Source organism: Weissella confusa (assembly GCF_004766315.1).
Lineage (GTDB): Bacteria > Bacillota > Bacilli > Lactobacillales > Lactobacillaceae > Weissella > Weissella confusa_A.
Window position 1 is genome coordinate 1 of record NZ_PVSN01000039.1, and the last position, 20,348, is coordinate 20,348.

18 protein-coding genes and 1 other RNA gene are annotated in these 20,348 nt (G+C 45.1%); 3 read left to right on the plus strand and 16 right to left on the minus strand.

The window, feature by feature from the left end:
- Positions 1-381 precede the first annotated feature (381 nt).
- The 15 genes from C6P11_RS11450 to C6P11_RS06110 all read right to left on the minus strand — a co-directional run bounded on the left by C6P11_RS11450 (position 382) and on the right by C6P11_RS06110 (position 15,841).
- Entirely contained in the window at positions 382-555 is a 174-nt protein-coding gene (locus C6P11_RS11450) for a hypothetical protein (protein ID WP_348628393.1), read from the minus strand.
- A complete protein-coding gene (locus C6P11_RS06045; RefSeq protein ID WP_348628394.1) occupies positions 539-979 on the minus strand; it encodes a 6-phosphogluconolactonase in 441 nt (146 codons plus the stop codon). Before C6P11_RS06045 ends, C6P11_RS11450 begins: the two co-directional genes overlap by 17 nt.
- Positions 980-1,155: 176 nt before the next feature.
- Positions 1,156-1,926 (minus strand): carboxyltransferase subunit alpha, encoded by a 771-nt coding sequence (gene accA, locus C6P11_RS11400; RefSeq protein WP_135519539.1) that lies wholly within the window; start codon positions 1,924-1,926, stop codon positions 1,156-1,158.
- 2 nt (positions 1,927-1,928) lie between these two features.
- A complete protein-coding gene (locus C6P11_RS11405; RefSeq protein ID WP_135519541.1) occupies positions 1,929-2,774 on the minus strand; it encodes an acetyl-CoA carboxylase carboxyltransferase subunit beta in 846 nt (281 codons plus the stop codon).
- Entirely contained in the window at positions 2,771-4,147 is a 1,377-nt protein-coding gene (gene accC, locus C6P11_RS06060) for an acetyl-CoA carboxylase biotin carboxylase subunit (RefSeq protein WP_135519543.1), read from the minus strand. Before accC ends, C6P11_RS11405 begins: the two co-directional genes overlap by 4 nt.
- Positions 4,148-4,200: 53 nt before the next feature.
- Complete coding sequence (locus C6P11_RS06065; protein WP_135519545.1) at positions 4,201-4,632, minus strand: acetyl-CoA carboxylase biotin carboxyl carrier protein; 432 nt, start codon at positions 4,630-4,632, stop codon at positions 4,201-4,203.
- 75 nt (positions 4,633-4,707) lie between these two features.
- The gene (gene uvrB / locus C6P11_RS06070) at positions 4,708-6,723 is read right to left on the minus strand and encodes an excinuclease ABC subunit UvrB (protein WP_135519547.1); all 2,016 of its coding nucleotides are present in this window, start codon (positions 6,721-6,723) and stop codon (positions 4,708-4,710) included.
- 104 nt (positions 6,724-6,827) lie between these two features.
- Positions 6,828-7,463 carry a YfbR-like 5'-deoxynucleotidase gene (locus tag C6P11_RS06075; protein ID WP_003608244.1) on the minus strand — a complete coding sequence of 212 codons (636 nt, stop codon included), beginning with the start codon at positions 7,461-7,463 and terminating at the stop codon, positions 6,828-6,830.
- Between the two features lie 99 nt (positions 7,464-7,562).
- Positions 7,563-8,750 carry a CamS family sex pheromone protein gene (locus C6P11_RS06080; protein ID WP_167849542.1) on the minus strand — a complete coding sequence of 396 codons (1,188 nt, stop codon included), beginning with the start codon at positions 8,748-8,750 and terminating at the stop codon, positions 7,563-7,565.
- A gap of 58 nt (positions 8,751-8,808) precedes the next feature.
- On the minus strand, positions 8,809-10,845 hold the full coding sequence (gene ligA, locus C6P11_RS06085; protein ID WP_135519551.1) for an NAD-dependent DNA ligase LigA: 2,037 nt from the start codon (positions 10,843-10,845) through the stop codon (positions 8,809-8,811).
- A gap of 17 nt (positions 10,846-10,862) precedes the next feature.
- Complete coding sequence (gene pcrA / locus C6P11_RS06090) at positions 10,863-13,154, minus strand: DNA helicase PcrA (protein ID WP_135519552.1); 2,292 nt, start codon at positions 13,152-13,154, stop codon at positions 10,863-10,865.
- Positions 13,155-13,181: 27 nt separating this feature from the next.
- The gene (locus tag C6P11_RS06095) at positions 13,182-14,312 is read right to left on the minus strand and encodes a THUMP domain-containing class I SAM-dependent RNA methyltransferase (RefSeq protein WP_087043717.1); all 1,131 of its coding nucleotides are present in this window, start codon (positions 14,310-14,312) and stop codon (positions 13,182-13,184) included.
- A gap of 96 nt (positions 14,313-14,408) precedes the next feature.
- An RNA gene (gene rnpB, locus C6P11_RS06100) (RNase P RNA component class B) lies at positions 14,409-14,778 on the minus strand.
- A gap of 24 nt (positions 14,779-14,802) precedes the next feature.
- A complete protein-coding gene (gene gpsB, locus C6P11_RS06105) occupies positions 14,803-15,171 on the minus strand; it encodes a cell division regulator GpsB (RefSeq protein WP_135519554.1) in 369 nt (122 codons plus the stop codon).
- Positions 15,172-15,259: 88 nt separating this feature from the next.
- Entirely contained in the window at positions 15,260-15,841 is a 582-nt protein-coding gene (locus C6P11_RS06110; RefSeq protein WP_280950203.1) for an SLOG family protein, read from the minus strand.
- Between the two features lie 103 nt (positions 15,842-15,944).
- Between C6P11_RS06110 and recU the strand changes: the two genes are divergently transcribed.
- Both recU and C6P11_RS06120 read left to right on the plus strand, forming a co-directional pair.
- Positions 15,945-16,550 carry a Holliday junction resolvase RecU gene (gene recU, locus C6P11_RS06115; RefSeq protein WP_135519558.1) on the plus strand — a complete coding sequence of 202 codons (606 nt, stop codon included), beginning with the start codon at positions 15,945-15,947 and terminating at the stop codon, positions 16,548-16,550.
- 15 nt (positions 16,551-16,565) lie between these two features.
- Positions 16,566-18,830 (plus strand): PBP1A family penicillin-binding protein, encoded by a 2,265-nt coding sequence (locus C6P11_RS06120; RefSeq protein ID WP_135519559.1) that lies wholly within the window; start codon positions 16,566-16,568, stop codon positions 18,828-18,830.
- 65 nt (positions 18,831-18,895) lie between these two features.
- Here C6P11_RS06120 and C6P11_RS06125 read toward each other — a convergent pair whose 3' ends face one another.
- On the minus strand, positions 18,896-19,636 hold the full coding sequence (locus C6P11_RS06125) for a DnaD domain-containing protein (protein ID WP_135519561.1): 741 nt from the start codon (positions 19,634-19,636) through the stop codon (positions 18,896-18,898).
- Between the two features lie 569 nt (positions 19,637-20,205).
- Here C6P11_RS06125 and C6P11_RS06130 point away from each other — a divergent pair.
- Positions 20,206-20,348 (plus strand): helix-turn-helix domain-containing protein (locus tag C6P11_RS06130; RefSeq protein WP_135518151.1); only part of this gene is annotated, 143 nt, incomplete at its 3' end.

Consider the following 20,348-nt stretch of genomic DNA (forward strand, 5'->3'; position numbering starts at 1 on the left):
CTGTTCTACCTACAAAAACACCGAGAAATGACGCCTTTTTAAGCTGAAATCCGGGTTTTGAAAAATTTTCGGAGTCCGGCACCTCTCGGTGCCGAAAAAACCTGTCCATAATCTTGACATCAGCGCCAAGTTCAAAGTGAACAAGGTTAATAGTCGTAAGGAATACTACCACGTTCCTCTCGTTGAAATTAAAAAAGCTATTTCTACTCACCCGGACGTTTCTGCTGAATTTATTGATGCCCCTGAAGCATTTGAATTCCACCAATCACAGCAAAAATAAAAAATCCTACGTATCATCGGTATCCACGTAGGTATACTACATTTAAAAAACAAAATACACCCGCGATAGCTGCATAACGAGCCGTTGCGAGTGTATTTGTATTATAGATTCAATTCGCTCGCCGCATCAGCATCCAAGATCAACGTGAAGTTAGGATGGAGCTGCAAAATACTTGATGGCACATCTTCTGTGACCGGCCCAAAGAAAGCTTGCTTAACCATCGCCGCCTTACCTTTACCATTCACAATCATGACAGCATCACGCACTTGCGTCATAACAGACTGTGGCCCCGGGTACATTACCCAAGAAATGGCCGTCTGCACCAAGGCCCATCAACATCAAGTTCAAGCCACCATCTGCCGTGAGCTTTTCATCCCAAGTTTGATAATTATCAGATGTGAGACGCTCAATTTGCGATTCAGCAATCTTAGCTGGCGTAAAGAACAAACGACGCAAATTTGTCATTGTCACACCTTCAGGCTCACCATTAACCGGCACTTCATCGAAGTTATAAAAATGGACGTTATCATAGTAGTCGCGCCCGGCAACTTCTTCAACCATCAATTCGTAAACACCCTTAGGCGTATTACCCGCTGTAATAGCCATGTTTACATGCCCCGGCTTAAGCATCGTTGTAAGCAACTTATGGGCTGCTAAACGACTCATTTCAGCATAGTTATCAGCAACAATAATTTTCATTTGTCTATCCTTATATTTCCTACAACATACTTCTTATACAGGTTCATTGTAGAAACAACTGTTGGTAATACTATGCTGAATTGTTGTTTGATTTCGCTATTCTTTGTGATAGTTACTTAGTAAAAAAAGGATAAGGACACAACAATTGTGTGTCCTTATCCCAAATCACTCATTTATTAAAACTTATCAAATCGCATTTGTCGTTGCGTTTTAATTTCGTCTGGTCCCAATTGGAACAGTTCATCAATCGTCCGCAACAAATCACGACGCAGATTTTCATAAAACAGGTCGCGATCATCACCTTCAAGGATGACGCGTTCCACAATCTTTTTCGCCAAAAGTTCTTGTGGCGTCAACCCCAGCAACTCGGCTGCTTCAGGTGCACGCTTGACATCTTTAAACATGATCGAGGCGAAACCTTCAGGTGACAGCATCGCATAAATCGAATGCTCAAACATCCAAACCTGGTTCGCAGTCGCAAGCGCCAAAGCACCGCCTGAGCCACCTTCACCATAGATAATGGCAATCATCGGTACCGTGAATGACATGCTTTGCACAATACTTTCCGCAATCGCTTGGCCAACGCCACCTTCTTCCGCTGTTTTACCAGGAAAGGCTCCCGGTGTATTAATCAACGTCACAATTGGTCGATTGAATTTATTGGCTTGTTGCATCAGACGCACGGCTTTGCGGTAGCCACTCGCTTCCGGCGAACCATTGCGGGTCTGAAGCTTTTCGGCCATCTCATCACCACGATTAATTGCAATCATCGTAACGGGTTGCTCGCCAAGCATCCCCACACCGCCAATCACAGCCGGATCATCACCTTGCGCACGATCACCATGAAACTCTTGAAAATCAGTCACGATATTGGCAATCAAATCGCGCGCCAAGAAACGGTCTTCACGGGCAGCCTGTGCAACTTCAATCGGTGTTAATTCACTCATGATTAGGCCTCCAATGGTGCTTGGTGTACACGCAACAACTTACCAATGTACGTTTGCAACTCAGGTCGTTGCACAATGGCATCAATAAACCCACTTGCTTGCATATGCTCGGCACGTTGGAAGTCCTTCGGTAACGTCTCGTGAATCGTTTGTTCAATGACACGACGTCCAGCAAAACCAGCCAATGCGTGTGGCTCAGACAAAATAATGTCGCCTTCCATGGCAAATGAGGCTGTGACACCACCCATCGTTGGATCAGTTAAGACGACGACATACAGCAAACCGGCTTCACGATGGCGTGCAACGGCCCCTGAGACCTTTGCGAGCTGCATGAGACTCATAATACCTTCTTGCATGCGAGCGCCTCCAGAAGCCGAAAATAGGACAACTGGCAGGTGCTTAGCTGTGGCATCGTCAAATAAGCGAGCCAACTTCTCGCCCGTTTTCGCCCCCAACGACCCCATCATGAAGCGTGAATCCATCACCGCAACCGCAGTACGACGACCATCAATGACCGCTTCACCAGTCATAACCGCTTCTTTCATATCCGTCATTGCTTGCGCCTTAGCAAGCTTTTCAGGATAACTAGGAAAGTCCGGTGTCGTCATTTCAACGTCCGCGTACCATTCCTCGAACTTATCCGTCATCAAATCAACGCGTTGTTGGGCACCCAAACGGAATCCGTAACCACAAACACCACAAACAAGGTATTCACCCAGTTCTTCTTGGTATTGTTGGGCGCCACAGTACGCACACGTTACCCAACTACCAGCAGGTACCTTATCAAATGCATCTGGATTTGAGGCATGTTTAAACTTATCAGCTTGATTATCAAATAATTGCGTCATGGTGCTTGCACCTCTTCCTTTGCCCATGCTGGCAAAAAGTCCGTTTCCACAAAATCAATTGGCACTAGACCTTGGTGAACACGTTCATCCTTCACCAAGGCTTGTTGCACTGCAAGGTTAGTTGAAACACCACGGACAACGACTTCATCTAGCGTGCGAGAAAGCTTCTTAAAGACATCATCACGGTTGTCAGCTGAGACAATCACCTTACCCAACATTGAGTCGTAGTAAGGTTGCACCGTATCACCAGCGTACATCGCTGAATCAAAACGGATGCCAGGTCCACCAAATGGCAAGTACGTAAAGTCCACTTGACCGGCGCTTGGACGGAAATCGTGCATGGGATCTTCAGCGTTCAAACGAACTTCAATCGCGTGTTGCTTGATTTGAATATCTTGTTGTTGCACTGGCAATGGTTCGCCTGCCGCAACCGCAATTTGCATCTTCACCAAATCCAAGCCCGTCACCGCTTCCGTAACTGGGTGTTCCACTTGAATACGCGTGTTCATTTCCATGAAGTAGAAATTATTGTCACGGTCAGCCAAGAATTCAAACGTGCCAGTATTCTCATAAGCCAAGGCATTTGCGGCCTTAACTGCCAACGCACCAAGTTCTGAACGCATATCACTCGTCACACCAACCGCGGGTGAGACTTCAATCATCTTTTGGTGGTGACGTTGAATTGAACAATCACGTTCCGGGAAAAAGACCGTTTGACCTTGTTGATCACGCATGATTTGCACTTCGATGTGACGGACGTTTGTCATCACCTTTTCGATATACATATCTGCTGAACCGAAAGCCAATTTTGCTTCAGCCTGAGCGCGCTCAAATTGTTGTGCCAGCTCTTCGCGGTTGTTAAGCAAACGCATGCCCTTGCCACCGCCACCGGCTGCAGCCTTCAACATGACTGGGTAGCCAATTTGATCACTCACTGCGATTGCCTCGGCACTATCAGTCAATGTACCAACGCTACCGGGGATGACTGGCACACCAGCTGCCCGCATCGTTTCACGTGCTTGCGCCTTATCGCCCATCAAGGCAATTGTTTCTGCATGTGGTCCAATAAACGTAATACCAACATCAGTCAGCATATTTACAAACATCGCATTTTCAGACAAAAAACCGTAACCTGGGTGAACTGCATCAACCCCTGTTAGTAGGGCTGCGCTCACGATATTTTTCATATTTAGATATGAATCTTGAGGTCGTGGTCCACCAACCGCAATCGCCTCATCAGCTAGTTGCACATGCAAGGCTTCTTTATCAACCGTACTGTAAATGGCAACGGCCTTGATGTCCATCTCATGCAGTGCACGAATAATGCGGACGGCGATTTCGCCACGGTTTGCTACCAAAACTTTTTTAAACATAATTAACTCCATCAAATGAAAAGAGGCTGGAAAAAATCCCAACCCCTTTCAAACTATGCCGGTTGAACCGTATACAGGATATCGTCGTATCCAACAACCGCTTCATTATCGACATTAACAGCCGTAATAACACCAGCAACGTCACTTTTCACTTCCGTCATCAGCTTCATTGCTTCAACAATTGCCACTGTCTCGCCGACAGCTACTGTATCACCGACTGATTTAAAGTTTGCAGCTTCTGGCTTTGGGGCCAAATAAACGGTACCGACAAGTGGTGCTTTAATGGTCACCGTTGTATCCACAACAACTGATTCTTCAGGTGCAGTTGCCGTGTTAGCAGCTGGTTGTTGTGTCATCATAATTGGTGCTTGATCATTCTTGCTAAGATAAAGATGTGTTTCGTCAGTATATAGCTTGAATTCACGTAATGAGCTCTGCTCAAAATCATGCATCAATGCTTGAATATCACTTAAATTCAAACTCATGATATACCCCTAATTTTCATAGACTAATATATCTATTATAACACAAACGATTTTATGCTCCCGTCTGATGGGAAATTAAACACCGAGTTGTAACTTCAATTCCATCACCGCATCACGGAGGCTAGCAGCTTCTTCGAAGTCCAAACGCTTGGCCGCAGCACGCATTTGATCTTCCAAATTGGCAATCATAGCTTCTTGATCTGGACGCGCCATATCCTTGAAGGCCACTTCTGTAAAGCTTGCAGACTTGTTGCTGTTATCCTCAGATTCGTGCGTCACCGCAATCAAGCCACGGATTTCCTTCTTGATGGTGTGCGGTGTAATACCGTGTTCTTCATTGTATGACATTTGAATGGCACGACGACGCGCCGTTTCATCCATGGCAGCCTTCATTGAGGCCGTCACATCATCCGCATACATAATCACGTGTCCATTCTCATTACGCGCAGCACGTCCAATGGTTTGAATCAATGAACGTGTATTACGCAAGAAGCCTTCCTTGTCGGCATCCAAAATAGCCACCAACGAAACTTCAGGCACGTCAATTCCTTCACGCAACAAGTTGATTCCTACCAGCACGTCGAACTTACCCAAACGTAGATCACGGATGATTTCAGTTCGTTCTAGTGTCTTAATGTCCGAGTGCAGATACTTGACCTTCACCCCGACATCTTCAAGATAGTCCGTCAAATCTTCGGCCATCTTCTTCGTCAATGTCGTCACAAAGACACGCTCATCCTTGGCCACACGCTCATTAATTTCACCCAACAAATCATCGATTTGACCCATAACTGGGCGCACTTCAATTTCAGGATCCAACAAGCCAGTTGGACGAATGATTTGTTGCGCAACGTCTTTGTTTGAAACGCGCTCTTCTTCGTAATCACCCGGTGTGGCTGACATATAAATAATTTGGTTAACGTGTTCTTCAAACTCATCCAAACGGAGTGGACGATTATCCAAAGCTGATGGCAAACGGAAACCATAATCAATCAATGTTTCCTTACGTGCACGGTCACCCTTGTACATACCACGCACTTGCGGCATCGTTACGTGAGACTCATCGACAACAATCAAGAAATCATCTGGGAAAAAGTCAAGTAGCGTAAATGGCGGCTCACCCGGTGCACGACCATCCATGTGGCGTGAATAGTTTTCAATACCACTGGTGAAGCCCATTTCACGAATCATTTCGATATCGTATTCAGTACGTTGCTTTAGGCGTTGAGCCTCTAACAACTTACCTTCTTCTTCGAACACCTTCAGTTGGGCGTCCAACTCAGCTTGAATCGTCTTCAACGCACGCTCACGAATCTCATCATTAGTCATAAAGTGAGTTGCTGGGAAGATTGTTGCCAAATCCAAATCAGAAGTCACTTCGCCAGTCAATGAATCAACTTCGCGAATACGATCAACTTCATCTCCAAAGAATTCAATACGAATCGCCTTGGCGTCAGATGATGCTGGGAAGATTTCCAAGACATCCCCACGTGCACGGAAACGCCCACGTTGGAAGTCAATGTCATTGCGTTGGAATTGAATATCAACCAAACGACGCATCAAATCATTACGCTCAATAACGTCACCAACACGGACATTAATGACGTGGTCGTTATATTGTTCAGGACTACCCAAACCAAAGATAGATGACACCGAAGCGACCACGATGGTATCGTTACGGGCTAGCAATGATGCCGTCGCTGAATTACGGAGCTTATCAATTTCATCGTTAATTGATGAATCCTTTTCAATATACGTGTCAGAAGATGGCACATACGCTTCAGGTTGGTAGTAATCATAGTAAGACACGAAATATTCAACCGCGTTATTTGGGAAGAACTCTTTAAACTCACCATACAATTGGCCTGCCAAAGTCTTGTTGTGTGACAAAACTAAAACCGGCTTATTCGCTTGAGCAATCACATTTGAAATGGTAAATGTCTTTCCAGTTCCTGTTGCTCCCAACAGAATCTGCTCTTTGACGCCATTCTTTAAGCCAGTTACCAACTTATCAATAGCGGTTGGTTGATCACCGGTTGGCTCATACTTTGAAACAACCTCATAGGTATGGCTGTCATCACGATTAATCATATTCGCCTACTCACTTTCTGCTTTTTTATATTTTTTCTCTCAACAAACACAAAAGCCCACTGAGAACAGTGGACTTCTCTATTTATCATTATAACAACTTATGTCTACTTTGCATTGAAGATGCCGATGTAGATGCGTTGTAATTGTTCTGAACCTGGAAATTGCTCGTCCAGCAACTCTGGCAGCACCTCACGAATAAAGTACGCCACACTTGGCATGTCACGGAAAGCAAAAATCGTTTCAAGACTTTCCTTGTAAATCTCCAAGAACACAGGCTCTGGATTGCCCTTTTGCAATTCACCGTATGCTTCGTACAACAAGTCAACCTTGTCGGCCACTGACAAGATACGTCCTTCAAGGGTATCATCCTTACCCTCGTGAAGACGACGCTTGTAGGCTTCTTGCAATTCGACTGGGATTTCCGTCTTAACAAAGTTATCTGACAATGAGTCTTCAACGTCCGCCAACATTTGGCGCAAAGTTGCTGACGCATACTTAACTGGTGTACGGATATCACCGATAAAACGTTCCGTAATATCGTGATTCAAAGCCTTTTCGTAAAGCATACGCCAGTTAACGTCATTACCCGCTTGTTCTTCAATGTCACCCAAGAATTGGGCAGCTTCGGTAACCTTCCATGAGTGGGCGGCCACTGAATGAGGTTGATACTTAAAGTACCCCGGTGCGCGTGTGATCATTTCAAGTTCATTCAAACCTGATAAATATTGATGCATCCCCATTTCATTCATCCTCCCAAAAAAATATATTTTTACTACTATACTTGTTTAAGTTACTGATTGCAAGCAAAAAACCAGGTCAAATGACCTGGTTTCAAGCAATTAGTACGATCCAAGAATCGTCACTGTGTATTTGTTATCCTTTGCATCCGTCGTCACGTATGCTTGCATACCCGTTGAGGCTTCAATTCGAATTTGAACTGGCACACCATTTGGTAGGTAGCTTGGTGCGATTTGTGCAATGTAGTTAGCAAAGCTTTGGATTTCAGTTGCTGAGTAGAATTGCGTTGAGACCGTCACATTCAAACCACGCAACGTACCATCACGGTAAGCTGCCTGACCAGTAACAGACGCCAAGTTAGGGAAGAATCCTTGTACCTTGTCCACAAAGTTCGTGAAGCTTGTGTTCAATGAACTAGCAACTGACTTTGATGACGCCGTACCTTCTTGCATTGGCAACACAACCGTTTGATTGTTCAAGTCAGTCCATGAACCAAGTTCATCACCTGACTTAGACACGTTCCAGCTGTAGAAGCTACCGCCGGCCAATGAATCGTCCTTAGCTTGGACATACATGGCCACGTAGATTGGTACATCAGCAGGAATGTCCTTCATTGCACGGTAACGCTTAACGACTTCAGCAGCCATTTCCTTACCATGAGCAATGCGGTCAGCCTTATCAATATCTTGCGTAAAGCTAGGACCATCCTTTTCCTTTTGGTAAACATCTTGCGTGTTCATACCCATACCGATGACAATACCAGCCAACTTCAAGTTATCACCGTCTTGTGTCATGAAGTCTTGTTCTTCAATCGTTTGCAAGTAGATTGGCGCACGTGAATCATCAGTCTTACCGTTATCCTCAGGGTTCAATCCCGTTGGGTTTTCTTCTGACTTACGATTCAACCAATCTACAGCCGTATTTGTAGACAAATATTGACCTTCTTGGAACACGTACTTAGACGTACTGAAGTGGTCCTTAGAAAAATCAAGCAACCCATCTTCAAAACCAACCAAGTTGAACGTGTTGCCGGCATTTTGTTGCGCCGTCAAGCCACGGGTCTTGCTCGTCAAATACTTACCGTCCTTGATGACAGTCTTATAAACTGAGTCGTCAGCTTTTCCAGTAACCTGAACACCCTTCTTTGATGAAGATGAACGCGTCGTCTTCGTCGTACCAGAATTATCAACTGATGATGAATTCTTAGAGAAAAAGTTACCAAAGAAGACCAAAGCTACAGCCAAAACTGCCACAGCGACTAGTGCAGCAATCCATTTAAGTGCACGCATCATGAAAAACTCCTTTTACCCACTCGACAGCTTCATCGAGCGGTTTCGTTTTTGATTATTATTTACTTTCCATACTATCACGCAATTGTGATTCTGACCAAATCTCTATGCCAAGTTCTTGGGCTTTTGTTAACTTTGATCCCGCGTCGGCACCCGCAATCAACAAATCAGTCTTCTTTGAAACTGATCCACTCACTGTTGCACCTTGCGCTTCAAGCCAAGTCGTCGCGTCTGAACGACTGAACAACTCAAGCTTTCCTGTCAAAACCACGCGCTTACCAGAAAAGACTGTGTCAGTGGCAACTTCAACTGCTTGTGTGTAACGCGTGTTAACACCCAAATCTTCGAAATCACGAACCAACTCTTGCGCGTGCTCTGTATCAAAGTATTGCGCGATACTGTGGCCGATAATCAATCCCATACCTGGCAGTTCAGAAATTTCTTCAGCCGTTGCATGGGCAATCGCATCCAATGTGACAAACTTTGCCGCAATCGTCTTCGCAGCCTTGGCACCGACATTACGGATACCAAGTCCGAACAACAAACGTTCAACTGAGTTGGCCTTTGAATTTTCAATAGCTGTTAGCAACTTGTTTGCTGACACTTCACCAAACTTATCCAATGTAATCAATTGTTCAAACGTCAATCGGTACAAATCTGACACTTGATCAACCATCTTCTTATCAAGCAATTGCGCCACAATCTTTGGTCCAAGCCCGTCGATGTTCATGGCATCACGTGACGCAAAGTGCGTCAATGATTCTTGCACTTGAGCCGGGCAGAATGGGTTAATGCAACGAAGTGCAACTTCGCCATCAACGTGCACTAATTCTTGGCCACAGGTCGGGCACCCCAATGGCATGCTGTATTCGATTGAGTCAGCGGGTCGCTGCTTCAAAATCACTTGCCCAATTTCCGGAATAATATCGCCGGCCTTGTGCAACGTGACTGTATCGCCAATGCGGATACCCTTCGCTTCTAAGTACGTTGGATTGTGCAAAGAGGCACGCGAGACGGTCGTGCCAGCCAATTGGACAGGGTCCATCACCGCAGTTGGGGTGACAGCACCAGTACGGCCGACCGTCCATTCGATATCACGCACAACTGTCAGCGCTTCTTCCGGTGGGAACTTGTAAGCAATGGCCCAACGTGGCACCTTAACCGTATTACCTAGTTCTTCGTGGTAAGCCAAATTGTTGACCTTCACAACGATACCATCGATACCATATGCCAAATCGTCACGTGTTGCCGTTTGATTCGTAATGTACGCTTCAACATCGGCTTCTGAACTAACCACCGCGTTAGTTGGATTAGTTGGCAAACCGAGTTCAGCCATGCGAGCCAGTAATTCAGCCTGCGTTGTTACTCCCAACACATTTTCAGCATCGACCGCAAAATACAAGAACGCATCTAGTTGACGTTGCTTAGTGATTTTGGCATCCAGTTGACGCAAAGATCCGGCGGCCGCGTTACGTGGGTTCGCAAATGTTGGCAAGCCATCACGTTCACGCTCCTCGTTCAACGTCACAAACGCTGCCTTAGGCATGTAAACTTCACCACGGACTTCAACAGTTAGTGGTTCATTTAACTTCTTTGGAATGCGCTTGATTTGACGAACGTTGGCGGTAACATCTTCACCGATGCTCCCATCACCACGTGTTGAGGCTTGCACAAGTGCCCCATTTTCATAAACCAAACTAATCGCCAAACCATCAATCTTCAATTCGGCATTGTATGCCAATGACTCATGGAATGACTTTTGGGTCGTAGCCATCCAGTCCGCCAACTCTTCAAATGAAAAGACATCACCAAGTGACAACATTGGCACCGGGTGGGCAACCTTTGGCAAATCCGACTTCACTTCACGACCACCAACCTGTTGTGTGATGGAATCAGCCGTCACCAAAGCCGGGAAAGCTGCTTCCAACGCTTCAAGTCGGTTATATGCAACGTCATAAACTGAATCTTCAACTGACGGAGCATCGTTTTCATAATATTCACGCGCCCATTGCTTCAAATCAGCTTGCAAGGCAGCAATCTCAGTTGCTGCTTCTTCTTGCGAAAGATCTTTAATATCCGTATTAATATCTGCCATTCAACAGTCCCTCTTTGTTAATTGACTTTTTGGATTGGTGCAAAGGCAGCCAACAAACGCTTAATACCTTGATCTGGGAACGCAATGTCCAATTCTTGGTCTTCACCGGTTCCTGACACCTTCACAACGTGACCAACGCCCCACTTCTTGTGACTAACCGCATCCCCAATTGTCCATGCTGCCTTATCAGCACCAGTTCCAGGGTTATTCGTCGTCATTGAAGACGTTGTGCGGGCTGGCGTTGACGCAACTGATGATTGAGGTTGACGCCCGGCAAACGTCGTAGCTGTCGCTTGTTGTGTGCGGCGCGCAAATGGCAAAGCACCATCACGATTTGCTGTTGTTGACAATGTTTGGCCAGCAGGTTGTTGAATCAACTCTGGACTAATTTCATCAATGAAACGTGATGGGATATTGCTGGTTGTACGGCCGTATAGCAAACGTGAATAAGCATTCGTGATAAACAACTTTTGCTTCGCACGCGTAATACCAACATAGGCCAAACGACGCTCTTCTTCTAGTTGGGCGTCATCAGCTGCAGCACGAGACAATGGGAACAAGTTTTCTTCCATACCAACCAAGAAGACGACTGGGAATTCCAACCCCTTGGCAGCGTGCAACGTCATCAACGTCACCTGGTTATCAGCATCTTCGTCAACACTGTCTAAATCAGACACCAACGCCAATTCACCAAGGAAGTCAACGTACTTTGAGACGCTTTCTTCAGTAGGCTCGTACTTCTTGTCGAATTCTTCCGTTACTGAAAGGAATTCGGCCAAGTTTTCAAGGCGACCTTGGTTTTCTGGGGTTGGGGATGCTTTAAATTGCTCCTCATAACCAGAACGCTCCAAAATTTGACGCGTCAAGTCAGTGATACTTAAATCAAACGTCATTTGTTGACGAAGTGAGCTAATCAAGTCTGCAAATTGCGTTAATTGGTTAGCCGCACGGGCCGTCAAGCCTGGAATCATCACTGCATTTTGCGCAGCATCCAACAATGGCCAGTTTTGTTGCAGGGCAAATGAACGCAAGCGTTCGATTGATGTGTTACCAATGCCACGCTTCGGCTCATTGACAACACGCAAGAAACTTTCATTGTCGGCCGGATTCGTGACCAAGGCTAAGTATGCCAAGACGTCACGAATTTCCTTACGCTCATAAAACTTTGATCCACCGACCATCGTATAAGGGATGTTCGCCTTCACCAAAGCTTCTTCAATTCCACGTGATTGCGCATTCGTACGGTAAAGTACAGCGAAATCACGGTAGTTGCGCTCGTCGTTTTTTACACCATCGCGGATTTGTGCGATGACATACAATGCCTCATCCTTGTCAGATTGACCACGGTAATAGGTAATCTTTTCTCCCATCCCGTTGTCCGTCCAAAGATTTTTAGCAATACGCTCGTTGTTGTGTTCAATAACCGCGTTTGCCGCATCCAAAATGGTTTGTGTTGAACGGTAATTTTGTTCCAACATAACCGTCTTCGCATCTGGATAATCCTTGGTGAAGTTCATGATGATTTGCATGTTCGCACCACGCCAACCATAGATAGACTGGTCTGAGTCACCAACTACGGCCAAGTTGCGGTGCTTAGCTGACAACAACGTGACCAATTCATATTGGGCATCGTTGGTGTCCTGATACTCATCGACGTGCACGTACAAGAACTTTTCTTGGTAGAATGCCAACACTTCTTGTTCTTGGTGCAATAGTTCGATGGTCAACATAATCAAGTCATCAAAGTCGACTGATTGCGCCAATGCCAATTGGTGTTGATACTCCTTGTACGCCTTTGCAACAATCTCTTCAAATGGCCCATTAGCCATTTCCTCGTACTTTTCAGGCTTTTCCATCGCGTTTTTCGCGTTAGAAATCGCACCAAGCACTGAACGTGGATCGTACTTTTCAATATCCACGTTCATATCCTTCAAAATACGCTTAATCAATGTACGTTGGGCACCGGCATCAATAATTGAGAAGTCTTTCTTGTAGCCCAACTTATCGATATCACGGCGCAAAATACGCACTGCCAACGCGTGGAATGTTGAAACCCAAACAGCATCTGCATCTTCTGCATCAACTAGTTGACCAATACGTTCCTTCATTTCGCGGGCAGCTTTATTCGTAAATGTGATGGCCAAAATACGCCATGGCATCACATTTAAATCCTTAATCAAGTGGGCGACACGATGCGTCAGAACACGTGTTTTACCAGATCCGGCACCAGCCATAATTAGCAGCGGACCTTCCGTTGTCATAACCGCTTCTGCCTGTTTGTCGTTCATGCCATCAAGTAGTGAACTCATGTGTTTTCCCCTTTCAATCTTTAAAAATTAGCGGATCTTCTTTCCCCAGTATTGGTACAAATCAACCTTCAATGCACCGTTGTACAACTTACGCTTCTTAGTAGCCTTAGCACCGAACGCTTCTTCAAAGCCTTCATCAGACGTCAAAATGTACTTTGACCAAGTTGGCATGTTGTTGTAGATGTGGCCCATCTCACTGTAAAGTTGGCGAGCAGCATCTTCGTCACCCAAACGTTCTCCGTATGGTGGGTTTGCAACCAACACACCGTTAATCTTGTCAGTTGACCAATCCTTGGCAGCCAATTGCTTAAATGTGATGTCGTCACCAACACCAGCAGCTTCAGCGTTTGCCTTAGCAATTTCAATCATGTTTTCGTCAATATCGAATCCTTCAATATCCAACTCAACATCAAAATCAATCATTTGACGTGCTTGTGCCTTCAATGTTTCGCCAATCTTCTTGTCGAACCAGTCCCATTGCGTAATATCGAACTCACGGTTCAATCCTGGCGCAATGTTGCGACCAATCAACGCAGCCTCGATGGCAATGGTACCTGAACCAGTCGTTGGGTCAACAAATGGGTTATCAGTAAACCAGTGAGCCAAGTTAACCAATGCAGCGGCCATCGTTTCCTTAAGTGGTGCACCACCCTTTTCAGTACGGTAACCACGCTTGAACAATGAATCACCCGTCGTATCCAACGTAATCATGACGTGATCCTTATCCACGGCTGTCTCCAAAACAAAACGGTTACCCGTTTCTGGCAAGTAGCCACGTGCGTGATAAGCATCCGTCAAGCGGTTAACAATCGCCTTCTTCGTGATTGCTTGCACCGTTGGTACAGAGTGCAAAATAGAATTCTTTGAACGACCATTTACTGGGAATTCAGCATCATATGGCAACAAGTCTTCCCATGGGAACGCCTTCGTCTTTTCGAACAATTGATCGAACGTCTTGGCATCGAATTCTGTTACGACGATTTTGACACGGTCAGCTACACGCAACCACAAGTTAGTGCGGTAAATATCTTCAACCGTTCCTTGGAAGAAAACACGTCCATTTTCAGTTTGGGTTGCATAACCCATGTCCTTCAGCTCACGAGCAACAAGGGCTTCTAGTCCTGCTCCCATGGTGGCCATCAATTTAAATGTTTGCATAATTGTCACCTTTTTCTTAGTTATGTATCCCAGTTTCCCGGGTTTAAGTGCAAAAAGAAAGCCGACGCCACAAGGACGTCGGCTGCCTGATGCATCAGCTATAAGCCATGTTTTGTACCGAATATTGATTGGCGGTCAATATTCGGTGGCAATCATCTATCTCAGACATTTCTGTCTCCCCGACCATCACTTCAATTTGTTAGGTCAAGCGCCCCTACCAAAGTTTGGGTTGCCCGCTCGAGGGGTTTACCGCGTTCCACCCGTCGCATTTCTTTGACGGTTCGTCACTGTGGCACTTTAACAACTACTCAACCATAGTTACCCGTAGGTCTTTCGTTGGCCGTCAACCGACAAGTCGGCTGCCTAGCCTTATTTTTTCAGCTAGCACGAACACTACTGACATCGCAGTCAGTGCGAGCATGGACTTTCCTCATACGGCATAAGCCATACGCAATTACCCGCTAATACATCGTATTTACTTATTATACACTTATTCAGCAGTTTGTGTAGCCTTTTCTTCAGCAACTGGTGCTGGCGCCTCAGAAGCCGTACCAAATACACGGCGTTCCAAGTTAGACAAACGCTTCAAAATATCCATGTTTGTGTTTGCCACTGGCGCTGGAGATGCCTTAGGTGCCGTTGCTGCAACTGACACTTGCTTCGTCAATTCAGCGACTTGAGCCTTCAACTTCTCGTTTTGTGTCGTCAATTCATCAATATTACTTTGGAACGCTTGGTAATCTGACATGATTTCATCCAAGAAAGAATCAACATCCGTCATATCGTATCCAGTACCGATACGCGTCTTCTTAAATTCCTTCGTCAAAATTTCCTCGCGGTTGTGTAGCACGTTTTCCATCACTAGGACTCCTCCGTTTTGTTCGTATTATTAGTTTAACAGGTTTTAAACTCAGTTACAAAAGCACTTTATGTGAATTGTTTGTGTCCTAGTCTTCCCAGAGCGTTTCTTGATACTCAGTCGCGTAGTCTTGTAGGCGATCCAAATCCACCCGGCGTACTGGATAATCGTGGTTTTCAGCAAAATCATGAATGGCAATATCATCATACCGCGCCTTTGATTCCGTCGCTTCTTCATCAAAGAAAATGACCGCCTCGTCGGTGTGCGTCAACATAAAGTTTTGGTAAGTCACCATTTGATTACGGCCAGCAAAATCCCCCTGCGACACAGCGCTGGTAAAATTGACTGAGTTTTTTAATTGCGTCAATTTTTCCGCATTCGCTTCATTCCACTGACTGCCAAACTTACTAAAAGGTGTCATTAAAGCAATTTGAAACTCTGGGTACGCTTCGTCTCGTAATTCTAGCGCAACCTCAATTGCCCACTGTTCAATGCCTAATTGCCCACCGGTAATCAACCAATCTGCGCCATCTTGGATCGCATTTTCCAAAATTTTACGCAATGCATATTTAATAACCATCAATTTTGGGTCTTTTGTGCCCATTACGCCCAGCTCGTAACTACGAAAGCCCGTAATCCAAATTCGATGTAACTCACCATCAACTGTCAACTTCATCACCTCTTTACGTATTACTTACATTATAGGAAAGTTTGTCAGAATAATTGTCATTTTGCTATAATATAAAGGATACCTTAAGACGCAGGAGTACGAAATGGCTATTAACTATCCAAATGGACGCCAATTTAATCCGAGTGCGTTTTCAAAGCCGGTTTCTAAAGGTGTTTCCCAAAGTAACCGTGGTATGTCATTGGAAAATGACTTGAACGACGCAAACGCGTACTACTTAGCAACGGATAAGGCCGTGATCCATAAAAAGCCCACGCCCATCCAAATTGTTAATGTGAGTTATCCCGCCCGTTCAGCCGCGAAAATTACGGAAGCTTACTTTAGACAGGCTTCTACCACAGATTACAATGGTGTTTATAATGGGCATTATATCGACTTCGATGCGAAGGAAACGACCAATAAACAGTCGTTTCCTTTAAAAAATGTCCATGAACATCAGATTAAGCATTTGAAGCAAGTGGTTACACAACACGGACTCGCTTTCATGATTATTCGCTTCTCAAACCTAAACGAGACATACGTCATTTGGGCAGAGCTCTTATTCACTTACTGGGATAACCAAGAAACCCAGCGAAAGTCGATTCCATACGATGTTATTAAGGAAGAAGGCGCTTTGGTTCCCCTCGGAATTAATCCAACCACCCCTTATTTAACCGCTATTGATGAACTGCTTAATCAACGTAAAGTATAAGGAGAACTATTTGTTATGACAGAAGAGATGTCACGCGTGCAAAGGTCACGTTCAAAAAAGAAGACATCCCAGCCAGGTCCAAAGTGGAAGCGATATACAAAGTATACGTTGCTAACCCTTGTGACCCTTGGCGCAGCCGGCACACTAGCCGGAGTTGGTGCTTTCACCTACTATGCTTCATCAGCACCTAAAGTGACAAATGCTGCTCTTGTCGGCACTTCACAAACCCAGTACTTGGATAAGAACGGTGACGTTTTCTATACAAGTGGCTCACAAAAGCGTGAGATGGCCAAGCAATCTGAGATTCCACAAGAAATGCGTATGGCCGTTGTCTCAATTGAAGATCGTCGTTTCTACAAGCACCACGGTGTTGATCCACGTCGTATCCTTGGAGCTGCTTTTGCTAACTTCACTGGCTCATCACTCGGTTTGCAAGGTGGGTCTACCCTAACGCAACAATTGACTAAGTTGACTGTTTTCTCAACGGCAACCAGTGATCAAACGTTGAAGCGTAAGGCACAAGAAGCTTGGCTTGCTTTGAAGCTAGAAAAGCAGTATTCAAAGAACCAAATTTTGACGCTTTACATGAACAAGGTTTATATGGGTAACGGTGTTTATGGTATGAAGACGGCTGCCGACTACTACTTCGGCAAGTCACTCGACCAATTATCAACACCTCAAATGGCATTGTTGGCTGGATTGCCACAATCACCTACTGGCTATGATCCTTACACCAACCCAAAGGATGCCAAGAATCGTCGTGACGAAGTACTTGAAGCGATGGCCCAAAACGGTGTTATCACCCAAGCCAAGGCTAATGAGTACATGAAGACGCCTATCGACGATGGTCTGGTTTCAACTCACACAGATCAACTTGAAAATTCTGAAGAGAAGACTAAGGTTAACCAAGCTTACATCACGTCAGTAAACGAAGAATTGAAGAGTCTCGGCTACAACCCTGACACTGACGGTTTGACGATTCAAACGAATCTTGAGCCCAAGGTTCAAGACCGTGCTTACAACATCGTCAACACGGAAAACTATGTTGCTTGGCCCGATGACGAGATGCAAGTTGGTTTGACAGTGACCGACCCGCGTAACGGTGATGTGATTGCCCAAATTGGTGGTCGTAAGGAGACTACCCTATTCGGAACTAATCACGCAACGAACCAAGGTCGTTCATCTGGTTCAACTGCTAAGCCTTTGGTCGCATACGGTCCAGCAATTGAAGATATGAACTGGTCAACTAACCACGCCGTTGATGATAATGCCTACAAGTATCCTGGCACGAACATCTCCGTGAACGACTTTGACCACCGCTATCTTGGTACGATTTCGATGCGTACAGCGATTGCACAATCTCGTAACATTCCTGCCGTTCAAACATTGCAAGAAGTTGGTTACGACAAGTCAGCTGCATTCTTGAAGAAGCTCGGTATTAACGAGAATCCAAAGAAGATGGTCGGTTCAAACGCCATCGGAATTGATATCTCAACTGAGCAAGAAGCAGCCGCCTACTCTGCTTTCGCAAACGGTGGTACGTATTACAAGCCATCATACATTTCTAAGATTACCGATCGTAGTGGCGCCGTGAAGAAGTTTAGTTCTAAGGGTTCAACTGCCATGAAGTCTTCTACGGCATTTATGATGACAAGCATGCTGAAGTCAGTTGTCAGCGATTCATACGCTAAGATGATCGCCACTGATGCCTACAACCAAGCTGGTAAGACTGGTACCGTCGCTTATGGCGAAGATTCAAAGATGTCAGCTGACTCAGCTATGGATACATGGTTCACAGGTTACACAAAGAGCGCAACCATTTCTGTTTGGACTGGTTACGACGAGCCAAATGAAGTTGGTCACGATTTGACTGGTAACGAGCAATACATCATGTTGAAGGTTTACAGCGCTTTGATGGATTACGTGATGTCTGATTCTTCAATGGACGGATCAGATTGGACCGCTCCTTCAACTGTAAAGCAAGTTTATGTTAACGGTAAGAAGGAATATCAGGTAGCTGGCGCTAACGTGGCAAACGAAAAGACTGTCGGTTATGCCACAACCTACTCGCCAACTTACTCATCTTCACGTGCTACATCAACGTACACGCCGTCAGCAAGTTCAACTTATAGTAGTTCAGCACAACCTGCTGAAAGTTCATCTGAGGCACCAGCTGCATCAAGTGAACCAGCAAGTTCTTCAACGCCTGCTAGTTCGTCAGCTCAAAGCTCCAGCTCAACGCCCGCTAGTTCGTCTTCACAGCAACAGCGACAGCCGTAAAATAAATTAATTAAAAAGCAAGGGGTCGAATGGTTTAATCACCGTTCGACCCCTTGCTTTTTTAATTACTTAAATTTTGACCAGTCAGTATTCAAAATATCAACATTAGTTGGAATATTGACCTTTTCATCCGAATTCAACTGCTTAAACTGCGTACGCTTCTGACGCTCTTGACGAACTTCTTGGACAGAACGATAATTCTTCTTCTGCCAAGCCACCAAAATCGTCTCAATATAACGCAGATTCAACGCTGCGTTTAAGACTGCTTCCTGAACAGCGGCCTTGATAAACTCTGGCTTAAAATGATCAACATCAAACCAGTTCTTAACGGTTTCCATCTCCATTTGACTTAATGGTCGCCCAAACTCTTGCTCAATCAGATTGTAAATCGCAGCGCGACTCAAATCGTCTTGATGCGTGACCGGTTGACCTTGTGTTGCAACCCGTTGTGCAGCAGTCATTGCGTCACTACCTGGTTCAGACACCAGTTTGTCGTACAGTGGTTGGAAATCTAGTTGTGTGCTAACACGGCCAGCACCATCGCGCATGCTAACAAAATTAGCCAACCCTTTTGCGCGCATGGCTTCAAGATGTCCAAACACCGTTTGTGCATCCCAACCAAGCGTATCCCCAATTTTTTGCGTGCTTGGCTCTAGCTCGCCACGATCAATACCTGCCTTCGTTTGTACATAAACCAGCAGTTCCTCGTTTGTCATGCCAAGGTCACGATAATGTTGTAGTAAATAGTTACTGATGCTCGTTGTACCAGCTTGCATAAACGCTGCAAAATTCAATTTATCTGTCATACGTTCCCCTAACTAAAATTTGAAAGCGTGTTTCCACACTTTTCGATTTTTCTATTATACCCCCATATTTCCGTCAACGCGATGACGATATTTATCGTACGCTTGTGTAAAGGAGGATTTTTAGCATGAATAGTCATGACAATCGCCCACTATGGCTACGTCCCTGGTTCTGGCTCGTAGCATTGTTCTTCATCGGTCGCCGAAAAAAGAAAAACAAATAAAAAATTATTTAAAAACAGGCAAGATCCATATATATCAAGGGATCGCGTCCGTTTTATTGATATAATGTTTACATAAAGTTAGAAGTTGATGTAAAAACACAACATGTCACGTGCAATAACTAGTCCACGTTAAACCTTGTAGGGAAATTTGAGTATGAAATATGGAAAATTCATTACCGGCGCACTAGTCGTTCTAGTGTTAGGTACAGATGGCGTAATGTTGGCCGCAGAACTTTACACACTTGAATTTACAATTCAAGTGCAACACTAAGCTAAATAAAAACTGACTCATAATGAACCAGCGTAAAATGTAGTTTGTCTAGAACATACAGAACGCGAGGAAACATTATGAGTCATTATCATCAGCTTACCGCATTTGATCGCGGACGTATAGAAGTTTTACTCAGAGAAGGGTTGTCAATGCGTAGCATTGCAAAAGAAATTGGTAGAAGCGCTTCGACAATCTCTCGTGAGATTGCCCGCTGTGTTGG